Genomic DNA, 14,734 nt, shown 5'->3' on the forward strand with positions numbered 1-14,734 from the left:
CAAATGACATAACTAGGAATTCCTGGTTTGCGTCAAACAGACCGGACATCAAACTAAACTTGCCATGTAAATTTATTCGTGACCCGAACGCGATACATTTAAAAACGTTCCTGGTCGCTTGATAGCGATGAAAAGCTTTTTGAGGTCATTATGACTGAAACACCTTCCGCAGACACTCCCGATCGTAGCCTTCAACCAGAGTCAGCGAACGTGAATGTTGAAGATTTGCTGTTCTCGCTCCGACGTAAAGAAGGAACCTGGGTTGACTGGGGACACGCCTGTGCCAAATTGCAAAAAGCCGGTTACAGTACCCAAGCGATTTTTGAGGCAACTGGCTTTGAGCCGATACATCAGAATCAAGTAATTGTAGGCTCACAGGTCTATACGTCGTTAGTGAATGGTGGGGCAGTAGAAGAAGTGCGATCGCACTATTCTCGCACTGGCAGTGATATTTTATACGAATTGCGGATTCTGACTGAGCCAGAACGGGTCGCAGCGGCAGACTTTATTCGATCCAGAAACCTCGACGCCGATGTTGCCCGTGAAGTCGCCAAAGACGTGAAAGAATTGTCCCGGATGCGGACTCTACCGCAGGGATTTACCGACCATCCTGGAGACGCGGTTGCTTATCAGTATTGGAGACGGGCAAAACAATTAAGTAATTTGCAAGAGCGATCGCGTTTTATTGCACGCGGCTTAATGTTTGCTCACAGCCAAAGTGCCCGAAATCAAATCGAACAGATGCTAACCGAAGGAGTCGCTGGGGCTACCCCTCGTCGCGCCCCTACTTTACCCCTGTACCGACTGGACGAGGACGAACAACTACCTCGGACGATACCCGTCGCCGGTGCCTTGCCCTTGACACCCGCAGACTTGCAATTGGTTCCCCCAGTAGAACAGATTGAGCCGTTCCGGTTAGTGCAAACTTCTTGGAGTGGATCTTGGGTGTCTCTACCCGGTTGGCAAGTCGTCTTGAACGCACAAGACCCGGTCGTCATTCTCTGCAACAGCAGCCAGTTGCCCAGCCAACATACCAACAAACCGGAAGGAATTCTAGTTCTCATCGATCGATCTCGACAAGAATGGAATGACAGCAGCTATTTTATCGTTGACCAGTCAGGAGAGCTGCAACTTCACTGGTTCCCCGATGCTCCTACTGTCCCCATCTTGGGACAAATCCTCCTGGTGTTGCGTCCGAAGAAAATTGTCGATGAAGACATGACTAAGGATTTATGGCAGATTGAAGAATAGTTGATGGGAGTTATGAGTTTTGAGTTTTGAGTTACAAGAGAATTTTTCATTCCAGGACTTATGCAAAAACTCTCTCACACTCTTATTTCTTCGTGTCTTAAGCGAAGATGGTTCATTTTTCCGTTCCTGGTGCGTAAGTCCTAAATTCAAAACTCAAAACTCAAAACTCAAAACTGGCTAACGACATCGATATAGCTGATAAGGAACCCCGATTCGGTAGTGCTGAGTAGAGTCAATAGTACAACTCGTTGGCTCGGCAAGTGCCAAAGAGTGGGGATAATCGACCCGCTTGAGTCCAGGGGCAACCACCCACAAATTCAGTGGCGATTTCAAAGGAGTTTGGATGGCAGAGAGATTTTGCCAAAGGGCATCATAACTAGGTTTCGCGTTTAAGAAAGCAAAGTAGGCTTTCTCGCCCTCCGGCTCAAAATCACCGACGCGAGGTGCCCGGATTTTATCGACAGCAAGGGCAAAGCTTAACCCCAAAGCGACATCCTGGGAATCGTTGTATCCCACCACAACCATTAGAGGAACGGTCGGTTCTAAGTTCATATGGTGGGAGACTTGCAGGGGGTTAAAGGGCTTTATGAATGCTAGGTTAAAAACGACAAAGACGCTGCTGAGAAGGCAAACTAGCAGTACAACTGAGGACTGAGGACTCAGGAGTAAGTATGGAGCTTGGCTTTGGTGCTGAGTCCGTGGATTTCCATCAAAATTTTCTTGGGCATCTTCAGTCGGCAATTCTTTTGCCGCAGTCCCGATGGTGAGGATAGCTCCCAAAAGGGCGCACAAAGCTGGGTAATAGACAAAGTGATAGCGAGGGGCAATGGTGATGTCTTTGTCCAGCAGGTAGACAATGGCTAAGAATTGCAGCAGCACGCAAAAAGTGAAACTACCCAAGGCGAAAATTGCTGAGGCATAGAGGGTTTTAAAACGACTTGGATTGACCTGCGTGCGCCCTCCAGAGACGGTTAATTGCCTCTTTCCCTTAAAAAAATTATAAATTTGCCTTCCCAGCCAACAGCCAAACAGAAGCATCAGCAGCCCCGATGGAATCGCAATCCATAAAGGCTGACTTTCTACGGGTAGGGCGATCGCCATCAGCAGCCAACCGACCAAAGTTTGGTATAAAGGCGCAACATTATGGGGAGACGGAAGCCAACTGGTTTCGGAACGTCCAGAATGTCCCAGTAGTACCGGCAACCAAGGCAGAAAGCTGAGTACAATCCCCAAAATTGTCAGACTCAGCCCAACCCAGGTGTGAATTTTAAGCGATCGCCGCCGCCAGTAAAATATCGTCAGGAGCGTCACCAGCTGCGCCACGAAAGCCAAGACAAAAAAGTAGTGGACGTAGAAGGCAATACTGTTGACAACGCCCCAGCCAAGCCAAACGCGCCATCCCGTCTGCCGATTTTTTTCCAGGTCTTGCTGAATTTGAATGAATCCTACCAGTGCCAAGGTAATCAACAGCACCGGAAGGGTGTAGTGCCGTGCTTCTTGGGAGAGGTAGACGCCAAAAGGGGAAACCGCCATGATTGCGGCGGTCATCAAACCGACCGCGGGGAAGAAGGCGATGCGTCCCAGCCAGTAAATTGCCGCGATCGCGCCGACTCCGAAAATTGCAGGAAGCGATCGCAAGTCAGTGCTGAGCAGTAGGGGGACGGTAGCGCCTTGTCCGTACTCATGGCTGAGTAATTTTAGCCAGCCGTGCATCAGGCAAAAAAATAGGGGAGGATGGGTAGACTGAGTTGCAAGTGTATGAGCAATTTCAGCACAGCTAACGTCTGGCTTCAGGGTAAAAATTTGCTTTAAGGTTGATAGGGGAAAAACTACGTCAAGCGGGACATCATTGTAAGTCCGTCCCAAACTAAATAACCCTGTAATCACCTCATCTAGCCACAGCGGTTTCAGGTCAAGATGCCAAAACCGCAAAGCAGCGCCCAAGACAATTACCCCAGCTAGCGCTAAATAATGTAGAAAGAACTTTAGGCGATTCATGTTTTTCTGTTGTTAGCTGCTAATTAGTAAAAAGTTTTAAGTGTTAAATTTTGAACTAAAAAATTCTCTTGGAACTCAAACCTCAAACGCGATAAACCGCGACTCTACAACTCAAACCTCAAAACTTAAACCTTAGACGCGACAAACCGCGACTCTACAACTCAAAACTCTCACAAGCCATTAGCCATGAATGACGATAATCTTATTCACCCAGATGGTACAGCAGCCCAAATGGTGCCGGATTTGGCTCAGGTGTCGCTAGCAGCAGTGCGCGAACAGGCAATGCAGCGACTCCGCAATGGGTTGCGAGCGGGGCAGCAAAGCATGGCTGACTGGCGAGGTGGCCCTTTAGCGGTTTCTGCCGTACCCGGTGCGGGTAAGTCTACCGGGATGGCAGTGGCGGCGGCATTAGCGATCGCTCGTTACCAATTGCATACTCGACGCTATTTAGTCGTTGTCACCTTTACTCGCTCGGCTGCGGCAAATATTAAAGCCAAGATTCGGCAGTGCCTGCGGGAGGATTTGCGACTACCGCAAACGGGCTTTGTTGTCCATACGTTACACGGTTTGGCACTGAATATTGCTACCCGTCATCCAGAGCTATCGGGTTTGAATTTGGAAACGGTAACTTTGGTTTCTCCAAACCAAAGCCACCGCTTGATTCGAGACTGCGTAGAGCGATGGATTTCCCACAATCCTCAGCGCTACTCCACGCTGTTGGAGGGATTGCAATTTGATGGGGAAGAAACCGAGCGGTTGCGCCGTCAGGCAGTTTTACGCACCGAAGTGTTGCCCAGTCTTGCTAACACAGTGATTCACGAAGCAAAAAGCTCTGGATTGTTGCCGGAAAATTTGTGGGAACTGGCAAGACAGACGCCGGATGATTATGGAATTTTGAGCGTCGCTGCTGGGTTGTACGAACAATATCAAGCTTTATTGCGATCGCGCGACTTGATCGACTACGACGAAATGATTCTCGGTGCCCTGCGGGTGCTGCAAAACGAAAGCGCCCGCAAACTTTGGCAAAACCAAGTCTTTGCCGTCTTTGAAGATGAAGCCCAAGACTCTAGCCCCCTCCAAAGCCGACTTTTAGAAATTCTCGCCGCTCAACCCGCCAGCAATTCCCCAGCCCTCAACTTGGTGCGCGTGGGAGACCCCAACCAGGCAATTAACTCCACCTTCACCCCTGCCGATCCGATATACTTCCGTCGCTTCTGCGAAGCCTGCGAAGGCCAGCAACGCTTGGCAACGATGGATCGGGCGGGTCGGAGTAGTCAGACCATTGTTGACGCCGCGAACTTCGTCCTGGAGTGGGTGAATCACACCTATGGAGGCAAACCCGACCGTAGAGGAACAACTTCGTCAAAATCCTCCCAAAACCCAACTGAACTGCCCTTTCGTCCCCAAACCATTCATCCCGTTGACGCGGGCGATCCCCAATCTGACGCCAACCCGGAACCAACGGGTCGAGGATTGGAAATCTACACCCCCCGCGACATTTACCATACCGTCCAGCTGATCGGAGAACGGACGATCGAATTATTTGAGAAAAATCCCAAAGGTCGGGCGGCGGTTTTGGTGCGGGAAAATCGGCAAGCCCGATTTGTGGCTGAAAGGCTGAGTTATCTGCAAAGCCAGCACAAAATTCAGGTGTACGATGTTTCCCAGAGCGATCGCCACTCTAACGTCCCCACCGAAATCCTCGCCCTCTTACAATTTCTCGATCGTCCCCACTCCCCCGACTACATAAAAGCCGCACTAGAGGTACTCGTACAGCGTCAGCTGATTCCCACCCAAGACCTCAACGCCCTCGCCACTTTTCCAGAGCAATTTCTCTATCCCGGCCCGCTCGATCCTCCCCAAACGCCACCCGTGCATCAGGCGGCGCGGTACTGTCGCAGTTTGCTTCGCGCCCGCTTGGAACTGCCCCACTACCAATTGCCCACCTTTCTCGCTCTCACCTTAAAATACGACCCGTCCGAACTCGCCACAGCGGATAAATTAGCCGAACGCATCGCCCAACAAACCTACGGCAACAGTTCCATGAGTTCTACTCTGGAAGTCTTAAGCGAAATTGTGAATTCCGAACGCTTTGAACCCGTAGAAACTGAGGACACAGACGCCCGCTATGTCCGCGCCGGTCAACTCACCATCATTACGATGCACAAAGCCAAGGGATTGGACTGGGATTATGTCTTTATGCCGTTTTTGCACGAAGATAGTATTCCCGGCAGTCCTTGGGTGCCTACTGCTGCCCAATTCCTGGGCGATTTTACCCTAGCAGAGGTCGCTAGGGCGCAGATTCGCGCCAGTCTCCACGGTCAATATCCCTTACCCCCAGCACCCGCAGCCTGGGAACAAGCGGGACAGCTCAAAAACGCAGAGGAATTCCGCCTCCTCTACGTGGCGATGACACGAGCGAAGCGCCTACTCTGGATGGCAGCTGCTCAAAAGGGACCTTTCCGCTGGAACACCTTCAACTGGAATAATCAAGACAATTTACAGGAGAAAAAACCGTGTCCGGTGATACCCGCGTTAAAGAGTCGCTTTCCTAAATCGGTGGTTGCTCTGTCTAGGATGCCGAGTTAGTTTACTTTTTTTGTTTGCGCTTAAGTCGTGAAGTTGCACCGAAAGCACCCAATGCCAGTAAACCCAATACAGAAGCTGGTTCGGGAACCGAAGCGGTTCGATCGGCGGTTAGATAACTAAGGTTGTCAAATCCCCATGAACCTAATTCGTTAGTGAAATCTACAACTGCCCGTTTTACAGGGGTGCCGCTGTAAGTAAAAGTAGTGCCGGAAACACTAATTCTGAGTGGGGAAGGAAAGTCGTCTACGAATGTTTTATCCAGAATCACCTCTGTGATGCCAAGAGAAGTGAAGTCTTCGTCAAAAAGTTGGACGGTTAATTTGGGTAGAGGCTGAAAGCGAAAATCCCCTAGCTTCGCCACGTCGAACATAATATTAGAAGTAGACATGGCAAAGTCAAGGGTTAAAATTCCTGGCGCACCAATCTCTAAGACGGGGGGTGATAAATCAAGGAAATAAAATGCTTCTTCAACGCCGAACAAACCTCCGAGATTCAATTTTCTTTCAACATTGTAGGTGGCAGCAGTTGAGTTTTCTCCATTTACTTTAAAGTCAAATGTAACGCCCTTAAAACTCAAATCATCCGCTGGTTGAGTCGGCAGCTCATCAAAAGTTAATGTAGTCAATGTAGCAGCCTGCACGCTTTTAGGTGCCATCAGTGCAGATAAGGAAAAGCAGACTGTGCTGAAGACTAAGGCTGAAAGTGTTTTTCTGAAGGTAGCCATACAAGCCATTTCTCAAAAATTGTAGAAGTTGCAAGTGGGAATGGGTAAAAGTGGAATGCGATCGCTATCTATAATTAGTCGTCGATCTGCTGTTTCTGTTGACGCTGCATCACTGAACCAGCACCCAAAGCACCCAATGCGAGTAAACCCAAACCTGAAGCGGGTTCGGGAACATCCTTTGGCGGTTCGCTAGACACTCCCGGATCGGCGCGGAAAATGCCCATAGTGCCATCCGCAAGACTGGCAAGAAATGCCACCTGACCAGCATTATTTAATCCTTCCCGCGAAAAACTAAGGGACGTTACGGTGGAACCAAATAGAGTATCACCAGTACTAATTACCTTATCTTTTAGGGGATCGGCTCCAGTGAAGCTCCCTGTCCCGCCTGCATCCAGTTTAGTAAAAAAGGCAATGGTTCCCACATCATTAATTGAGGGAACGCCAAGAAAGCCGTTAAAGGAGCCGCTCGTGTCTGCAATTAAGGTTGTTGTTTTGCTGTTGCTAGCGAACAAAGCTTCATTTTTTCCTCCCACAAATGGCTCTGGCGGAGTATACCAATCATTGCTTGGATCAATAGCCGGGGGAGCATAAAAGGCAACGTTTCCTACATTATTGAGGGCAGGGGAACCAAAGCCAGAATCCTCAGGATAATTATTTCCAATGCTGGCAACGATAGTCCTTGTAGTGCCGTTACTCGTAACAATTACCGTGCTAGGATTCCCACTTTCAATTCTATAGGCTACAGTTCTTTCATCATTGATGAAGGGAGAATTGACGCTGCCATAAAAGATAGTATCGATAACTTTTCCTTCGCTGGTGAGAATACGTTCGCCCCGGTAAAGTCTCTCTACGAAAGCTACAACTCCAGCATTATTAATTGAGGGCGAATAAAAATCGCTAAAGTAGTCCTTCGCTACAATAACGTCATCATCAATCCAGGGTGACTCAACACCATTCGAGTCGGATTGAGGGAAAGCAAGGGCGATAGGAGTGGGCGTTGTTGTTCCGTTCCCAGTGAAAATACCTCCACCTACCTCAGCTAGGACAGCGCTGAAGGCGACGGTTCCTCCATCATTAATGGAGAGAGGAGTACGAAAGCTACTAAAGAAATTATTGGTGTTGGCAATCGTGGTAATTGTGGAGCCATTGGCCGTGAAAATACCTATGCTCCCTGTATCTAGTCCAGCCAAAAAGGCGGCGGTTCCAGCATTATTTAAGGCGGGAGATGACAGAAAGGAACTGAAGCGATCGCTTGTATCCGCAATTTTCGTAAAGGTGAAGCTGGCAGCTTGCACTTCTCCCGCTGCCAAAAAGCTGAGGCATAAGCCCATCAATGCTGTGGGAATGCTTAAGTGTAATTTCATAGCTATTTCTCTTTTGAAATGGAGTGACTAGCGACAAGAGGAGTTACTTGTTTTGCAATTACCAAAAATTTGCCAGAATGTGCAGACTGTAGTAAAACAGTTTATTCTGGCAAATATTGCTAATTGGGAGCTAGTTTAGGCGTGTGGCGAGGCCGATAATTTTCTTTTGCGGATTAGCATAGAAGCGCCTATCACACCTAACGCGATCGTGGCGGTTGGTTCTGGTACGGACTCGACATCATTCACAGGTTTATGGGAAACAAATCCACTTCCATTAACGCCCGAAACGCTAAAAATCGTAAATCCTTGACATTCTTTAACTAAACACTGAGCAACAGGTTCTCTTGGCCCATTATCACCAGTTGCTACACTTAGCTGAAAGTCAAAATTCGTATCATTAACATCTAGTCTCAAAACCTCTCTGAAAGCAAAAACTCCATTTACCGGAATCAAAGATGTTAAAAATGAGTCTGATGGCTTGCCACTAAAGATATTATTGCCATTCACGCTCAAGGAGAAAAAATCAAAAGGATTTTTGACATCTAGATAATTTCCTATCCGTACATCGCTGACTAATAAGTCTAGAATTTCATCGGCGACGGTGTAAGTGCCTTCAACTGAGTCTCCATCAAGATTTCCTTGAAAATTAAATGTTATGGCGTTCGCCGGAGCCAAATTAACTGTTCCCAGACCCACCAATGCTGCACTAACAGCTATTGACAATTTCTTCCACATTTTTGAAGTAGACATAAAACAAGCCTCCGTAAAGTTAACTGTTGATAAAATTGGTGCTTCTAACTGCTTATGGAACCGCCATAAATTTGCCATAAATTGAAAAAATGCAGGCTGTTGCTAAGCAGCTTGTTATGACAAATATTGCTAATTGAAATCTAGTTTAGGCGTGTGGCGAGGACGATAACTTTCTTCTGCGAATTAGCATGGAAGCGCCTATCACACCAAGCGCGATCGCTGCCGTTGGTTCTGGTACGGACTCGACAACATTCACGGGTTTATGGGAAACAAATCCATCTCCAAAAACACCTGGAAGAGTTCTACTTCCAAAGCCAAAAATCGTAAATCCTTGACATTCTTTAACTAAACACTGGGCAACAGGTTCTCTTGGCCCCTCATCAGCGGTTGCTACACTTAGCTGAAGGACGAAAAAGTTATCCTGAACATCTAGTCTCAAAAGCTCTCTAAGAGCAAAGACTCCTTTTACCGGAATCAAAGATATTAAAGATGAGTTTGATGGTTTGCCACTAAAAACGTTATTGCCGTTCACGCTCAAGGAAAAAAATTCAAGAGGATTTTCTACCTGTAGGAAAGGATCTTGTCTCCGTACATCACTAACTAAGAGTTCGAGGATATCATCGGCGACGGTGTAGCTGCCTTCGAGTGAGTTGACCAATCCGTCGATAGCAACATCCCCTTGGAAGTTAAATGTTATGGCGTTCGCTGGAGCCAAATTAACGGTTCCCAGAGCCACAAATATTGCACTAACAGCTATTGGCAACATCTTCCACATGGTTGAAATAGACATAAAATAACCCTTCCTCCGTAAAGCTTAATTTTGATATTGGAAATGATCCAAAGTGCGATCGCCACAATTGTCTTACCAAGGGCAACTGTGTATATTTGGCGCTCAACAGAAGCGATAAATATTTGCGGAAATTACTTAGGCTGGTAATCTGTTGAGCGCCTATTTTTTAGAGTATCTTCGCCTGTCATGAAAGCTTCACATTTTTTTTATGAAAATGATAGTAGTTATACTGAATCTTTATCAAAACAATAAACTTTGAGGAGCAAAAAAAAACGGGGAAAACGCTAAAGCCCTGATGATTCGCTCAGTCTGGCTTTAAGTGGTTCTACTGAGACTATATAAAGTTTTGGTGTAGGTAAAACAAGTCAAGCTTAAGGTAGATGCATAATCAAGGTTTTAATTAAATTTTCTTCATTTTTGAGATTCATCTACCACCGCAGAAATAGTAGAAAAACTGTAAGTTCTAAATCTAGAATGGATTAAAATTTTGAATCTATCTTTTGATAGATAAAGGGCGCTGCGAAGCTAATAATAGTCAAAATTCCCTACACTCTCTCACCAAAGACTGATTAAAGTCATTCTTGAAATTGACACGATCGATTTGTAAAGGTTGCTTCAGATGGATCGAGAGCGCAAGTATAGCGATAAACCATTTGGCACGCTAGGCGATCGCAGAGGGTAAAAAAATGATTAATTCAATGATGATTATTGGGGGCGTGACCTTATTCGTTGCGCTAGGAAGTCTCTTGTTTAGACCGCGCGATACTCAATGGGTCAAAAACTTGACCCGACCTAGTTGGCTTGTCTTTGAGCCTCTGATTCCGTTTATCTGGACGATTGTTTTTGCAGGCGGAGCTTTATCAGCAACCATAATTTGGGAACAAGATCCAGGTAGCCTCAAAACTTGGTTGTTGATGGCACTTTACCTACTCTTGGAAATTGTCACAGTCGCTTACATTCCTACCACGCTCAGACTCCGCAGCCTTACAGTCGGTACCCTATTAGGGGGATCGGGCGTTATTTTAGGGGTTCTTTTAGCATTGTTTGTATTACCGATTTCTGGATTATCGGCTCTTTTATTACTCCCCTATGTGCTTTGGAGTCCAGTTGGAACCTATACGACTTGGGAGATGATTCAACTGAATCCTGAGTCTATATAGTTAGGAAAGGCTTCTCAGCCGGTTTGAAATCTATTTGTAAAGACCCGAAACTTTGCCTCTCGACAGTCAGCGAAGACAGACTTCGTTTGATAAAAGCTCTCGCAATTTCTGCCCTCCTTCTTCTGAAGGGGGGCAGAAGTTGCGATTATAAACATCGCTAGGTACTTTCTCTCAACAAACCATGATGAATTTTCAACAAGTATTCGGTACAGAACCAGAAGTCGAAGCCAGCGCACCAGGACGAGTAAATCTACTAGGCGAACACACGGACTATAACGATGGATTTGTCCTCCCAACAGCTATCCCCCAAAAAACGACGGTACAATTGGGATTTAGCAAAGATGAACAGCACCACTTTTACTCTGCGGAACTTGACGAAAAAGTAGACGTTTTAGAAAGCACTCATACGCCGTCTAGTTTCGCAAGTTATGTATTTGGGTGTATCCGACTTTTAGAGCAGGAAGGTAACACTATCCCGCCGGTTAACGTGTATGTTACATCCTCCGTTCCTATTGGTTCGGGTTTGTCTAGCAGTGCGGCGTTGGAAGTGGCGACTCTCAGAGGATTGAGATCGCTTCTTTCACTTACTCTCGATGATGTGCAAATCGCCCAACTCGCACAACAGGCAGAAATTCACTATGCTGGCGTGCAATGCGGAATTATGGATCAGATGGCGTCGAGTCTTGCTGACACTGATTCGATGCTGTTTCTGGACACGCGCACGCTGGAACGTCAAGTTCTTCCTTTCCCAAAGGGAGCAGAAGTTGTGGTAATCGATAGCGGCGTACCTCGTACCCTGGCGGCAAGTGGCTACAACCAACGACGCGCTGATTGTGAGGAAGCAGCACGGTTGTTGGGAGTGAAGGCGCTCAGAGATATCACCGATCCGCAAGCTGTAGAGTCTTTACCCGAACCGCTGCGGCGTCGCGCTCTTCATGTGGTTACAGAGGATAACCGGGTGCTGGAGGCGATACAGGGCGTCTCTGCGGAGCGCTTTGGCGAGTTGATGAATGCTTCTCATGCCAGTTTGCGGGACGATTACGAAGTTTCCGTACCGGCGTTGGATACGCTGGTGAGAATGTTGCAAGAAACCCGTGGCGTATTCGGCGCACGATTGACGGGTGCTGGGTTTGGGGGCGCTTGCGTTGCTTTGGTAGAGGTTGGGAAGGCGGAAGCGATCGCCCAAAACGTACTTCAACGCTACAACGGATCGGGTTACACCGGACGGATTCTGGTTCAGTAAGGCGAAGCTAGCGGTATACACTTTATACACTCAGGGGAAGGGCGAGCAGCCGAATCATCCTGGCATCAGCGATCGCGCGATCGCTTCTTTAACTTTCTGGGTAATTAACTCTCGAAGTTCCTCCTTGCCACGCTGACGCTGAAAGCTAGCGCCTTCCTCAGTGGTGGCATAGAGGGGTGGCAGTCGATTGAGCGCATAAGCAGCAATCTCTCCCAGATCCAGAAGGCAAGGGTTGGTTACTTCCATTTTTAGCACCTGCACGCTCGCTTCTATTAGCACCAATGCTTCCATCACATTGATAAACTGTTTTCCGGGAATCGCGATCGCTTCATCGGTTAAAAGTTGCCCGAATAAGCGATCTAAAGCGATGTAGTCGTCAACAGAAATTTCCGAAATTTCGCAGATGCTGCCAATCTCTTGTGCTAGAGATGGCGTCATATATCCGTCCTGCAAAGCTTGTTCAACAATTGTTCCTATCGTGAGCTTTTCCAAACTCATCGCATCTCTCCCTGACGATCGCATTTCAAACGGCAATCCTATGATTCTGCCTTAGATTTGAAATTTATAACTTGTCTAATTAGCCTAAATAGTGCTAATTTTATAGATTGTGTCGAATTAAAGACCATCCATGCCTAAACTGAAAACCCGTAAAGCAGCGGCAAAGCGTTTTAGAGCCACCGGCAGCGGCAAAATCGTCCACCGCAAAGCCTTCAAAAGTCACTTGCTACAGCACAAGAGTTCTGACCGGAAACGGCGGATTTCTAAAATGGCTCTGGTGCATGAACGCGATGAAGAAAATGTACGCTTGATGCTGCCCTATTTGTAAGGAAGCAACTTGCTTTCTATGATGAGTCTCTAGTCAATTGCTAATGACTAATGACGAATGACTGCTGACCACCGATCAATAACAACTAATAATTAGCCATGACACGGGTAAAACGCGGTAACGTTGCTCGCAAACGCCGCAAAAAAATTCTCAAACTAGCCAAAGGCTTCCGAGGTTCTCATTCAACTTTGTTCCGGACAGCCAATCAACAGGTCATGAAGGCGCTGCGTAACGCCTACCGCGATCGCAAGAAGCGCAAACGCGACTTCCGCAGCCTCTGGATCACCCGTATCAACGCCGCAGCACGTCAGCACGGCATTAGCTATAGCCAGCTGATGGGCAAATTGAAAAAGGCAAATGTCCAGATTAATCGCAAGATGCTGGCACAGATGGCTGTTCTCGATCCCGCTGGCTTTGACAAAGTGCTGCAACTCGCTACACAGGCTCAAGGGTAAAGGATGAAGGATGTAGGGCTTTGTCCTTCCCAGAGGGTGGGATGAATGAAGCTCGCCACTCGTTTGTTGCCAGCCTCGTTCCCAGGCACCGCCTGGGAATGTTTTTTCTTTGGCTCTTTGCTAGTATAAAAACGCCAAACTTAGCGGTTGCTGCCGAGCTACAAGAGATTGTGGAGCGCGGCTACCTAATTGTTGCAGTGAAAGACAATGTTCGTCCCCTGGCTTTTCGGGATGGGGAAGGCAAACTGCAAGGGCTGGAAATTGACATTGCCCAGCGTTTAGCAGCAGAACTCCTAGATAAACCCGATGCGGTAAAGTTGCAGCCGGTGGCGAATCGAGAGCGGCTCTCGGTGGTGGTGGATGGAACGGTCGATCTGACGATCGCGAGGGTGACACAAAATGCTTCGCGCGATCGCTTGGTCAACTTCAGCATTCCTTACTACCTAGACGGCACCGCTTTAGTCACTCAGGACGCATCCTTACAAAGGCTTAACGATCTGCAACAGAGAAAAGTCGCCGTTCTGAAAGGATCGGATACGATTTCTACGGTGCGCTATCTTATCCCCCAAGTTCAGCTAATTGGCGTAGATTCCTACGAACAGGCGCGATCGCTCCTGGAATCGGGTAACGCCGATGCCTTCGCCGCCGATGCCAGCATTCTCAGCGGCTGGGTGCAGGAATACCCCCAGTACCGACTGCTGCCGGTACGCTTGTCAGGGGAGCCGCTAGCAGTAGTGATGCCCAAAGGCTTGCAGTACAATCAATTGCGGCAACGGGTAAATGATGCGATCGCGCGTTGGAAGCGAGAAGGCTGGCTACAAGAACGGGTTAAGTATTGGGGACTCCCCCAGAGCAATACCAACCGATTTTAGAAAACTTCCGATAGGGCACCTGTAGCGATCTACCTCCGCCGCAATCACGTCCCATAATGAATAGAGAAAGCAAATTAATCTCTGTATTTGAAGGGCAATGGATAACTCTCTGGCAATTTTTTATCTCTCCTTGTTGCTGGTACTGCTTGCCGTTGCCGGTTGGGCAGTTGTGCGCCAGGTTTTCAAAACCCGCAAAGTTGAAAGTGTCCTCTCCCGGCTGCAAAATAAGGTGCAAAACGACAAATGCACAACCCAAGAGTTTTACGAACTCGGCAGCATCTATTTAGATAAAAAACTTTACACTCAGGCAATCTCGCTGCTTCAAAAAGCACTCAAAGCTGAGGATGCCGAAGAGGAAAACCTCGCGCCTATCTACAATGCCTTAGGCTTTGCTTACTTCTCCCAAGAGCAGTACGACGTAGCGATTCGCAACTACAAAGAAGCTTTGAAAATAGCTCCAAATTATGTCACGGCGCTCAATAATCTGGGTCATGTTTACGAGAAGAAGAAGTTAACTGCTCAGGCGTTGGAAAGCTATGAGGAAGCGCTGAAGCACGAGCCTGACAATGGCACCGCCAAGCGCCGCGCCGAATCCTTGCGGAAACGGTTGGTTCCCTCGACTTAAAACACCTTGTCATCCCTGAGGCTCTGCCTCCTGCGGAACTCAAATAAAACGTAACGATTGTAGGGGCGCAAACTTTTGTGCCCCTAC

At 47.7% G+C, this 14,734-nt stretch carries 13 protein-coding genes and 1 pseudogene; 8 read left to right on the top strand and 6 right to left on the bottom strand.

Going from position 1 to position 14,734, the window contains the following annotated elements:
• Positions 1–150: 150 nt before the first annotated feature.
• Positions 151–1,251, top strand: a complete 1,101-nt coding sequence (locus NDI34_RS03980) for a RuBisCO accumulation factor 1 (RefSeq protein WP_348231928.1) — start codon at positions 151–153, stop codon at positions 1,249–1,251.
• 177 nt (positions 1,252–1,428) lie between these two features.
• Here the strand turns inward: NDI34_RS03980 and NDI34_RS03985 are convergent, their stop codons facing one another.
• Positions 1,429–3,249 (bottom strand): glycosyltransferase family 39 protein, encoded by a 1,821-nt coding sequence (locus NDI34_RS03985; RefSeq protein WP_348231929.1) that lies wholly within the window; start codon positions 3,247–3,249, stop codon positions 1,429–1,431.
• Positions 3,250–3,480: 231 nt separating this feature from the next.
• On the opposite strand from NDI34_RS03985, the gene NDI34_RS03990 reads away from it, so the two are divergent.
• A complete protein-coding gene (locus NDI34_RS03990) occupies positions 3,481–5,838 on the top strand; it encodes an ATP-dependent helicase (protein WP_348231990.1) in 2,358 nt (785 codons plus the stop codon).
• A gap of 1 nt (position 5,839) precedes the next feature.
• On the opposite strand, the gene NDI34_RS03995 is transcribed toward NDI34_RS03990, so the two are convergent.
• The 4 genes from NDI34_RS03995 to NDI34_RS04010 form a co-directional block, all read right to left on the bottom strand.
• On the bottom strand, positions 5,840–6,562 hold the full coding sequence (locus NDI34_RS03995; protein ID WP_348231930.1) for a PEP-CTERM sorting domain-containing protein: 723 nt from the start codon (positions 6,560–6,562) through the stop codon (positions 5,840–5,842).
• 74 nt (positions 6,563–6,636) lie between these two features.
• Positions 6,637–7,926, bottom strand: coding sequence for a choice-of-anchor tandem repeat NxxGxxAF-containing protein (locus NDI34_RS04000; protein WP_348231931.1), 1,290 nt, complete (start codon positions 7,924–7,926; stop codon positions 6,637–6,639).
• Between the two features lie 135 nt (positions 7,927–8,061).
• Positions 8,062–8,754 carry a PEP-CTERM sorting domain-containing protein gene (locus NDI34_RS04005; RefSeq protein WP_348231932.1) on the bottom strand — a complete coding sequence of 231 codons (693 nt, stop codon included), beginning with the start codon at positions 8,752–8,754 and terminating at the stop codon, positions 8,062–8,064.
• 67 nt (positions 8,755–8,821) lie between these two features.
• Positions 8,822–9,466 (bottom strand): PEP-CTERM sorting domain-containing protein, encoded by a 645-nt coding sequence (locus tag NDI34_RS04010; protein ID WP_348231933.1) that lies wholly within the window; start codon positions 9,464–9,466, stop codon positions 8,822–8,824.
• Between the two features lie 686 nt (positions 9,467–10,152).
• Between NDI34_RS04010 and NDI34_RS04015 the strand changes: the two genes are divergently transcribed.
• Positions 10,153–10,626 carry a tryptophan-rich sensory protein gene (locus NDI34_RS04015; protein WP_190413802.1) on the top strand — a complete coding sequence of 158 codons (474 nt, stop codon included), beginning with the start codon at positions 10,153–10,155 and terminating at the stop codon, positions 10,624–10,626.
• A gap of 184 nt (positions 10,627–10,810) precedes the next feature.
• Positions 10,811–11,869, top strand: coding sequence for a galactokinase (galK, locus tag NDI34_RS04020; protein ID WP_190986277.1), 1,059 nt, complete (start codon positions 10,811–10,813; stop codon positions 11,867–11,869).
• Between the two features lie 66 nt (positions 11,870–11,935).
• On the opposite strand, the pseudogene NDI34_RS04025 reads toward galK, so the two are convergent.
• Positions 11,936–12,367, bottom strand: a pseudogene (locus NDI34_RS04025) (late competence development ComFB family protein); the annotation flags it as partial.
• 130 nt (positions 12,368–12,497) lie between these two features.
• Here NDI34_RS04025 and rpmI point away from each other — a divergent pair.
• From rpmI to NDI34_RS04045, 4 genes are all read left to right on the top strand, one after another.
• Positions 12,498–12,695: a 50S ribosomal protein L35 gene (gene rpmI / locus NDI34_RS04030; RefSeq protein ID WP_190413800.1), complete on the top strand. Its 198-nt coding sequence runs from the start codon at positions 12,498–12,500 to the stop codon at positions 12,693–12,695.
• 98 nt (positions 12,696–12,793) lie between these two features.
• Complete coding sequence (gene rplT / locus NDI34_RS04035; protein WP_190413799.1) at positions 12,794–13,150, top strand: 50S ribosomal protein L20; 357 nt, start codon at positions 12,794–12,796, stop codon at positions 13,148–13,150.
• 98 nt (positions 13,151–13,248) lie between these two features.
• On the top strand, positions 13,249–14,022 hold the full coding sequence (locus NDI34_RS04040) for a transporter substrate-binding domain-containing protein (protein WP_348231991.1): 774 nt from the start codon (positions 13,249–13,251) through the stop codon (positions 14,020–14,022).
• Positions 14,023–14,119: 97 nt separating this feature from the next.
• Complete coding sequence (locus NDI34_RS04045; protein ID WP_190413797.1) at positions 14,120–14,647, top strand: tetratricopeptide repeat protein; 528 nt, start codon at positions 14,120–14,122, stop codon at positions 14,645–14,647.
• Positions 14,648–14,734 lie beyond the last annotated feature (87 nt).

The sequence above is a fragment of the Trichocoleus sp. DQ-U1 genome, assembly GCF_039961925.1.
Taxonomy (GTDB): Bacteria; Cyanobacteriota; Cyanobacteriia; order Cyanobacteriales; family FACHB-T130; genus FACHB-T130.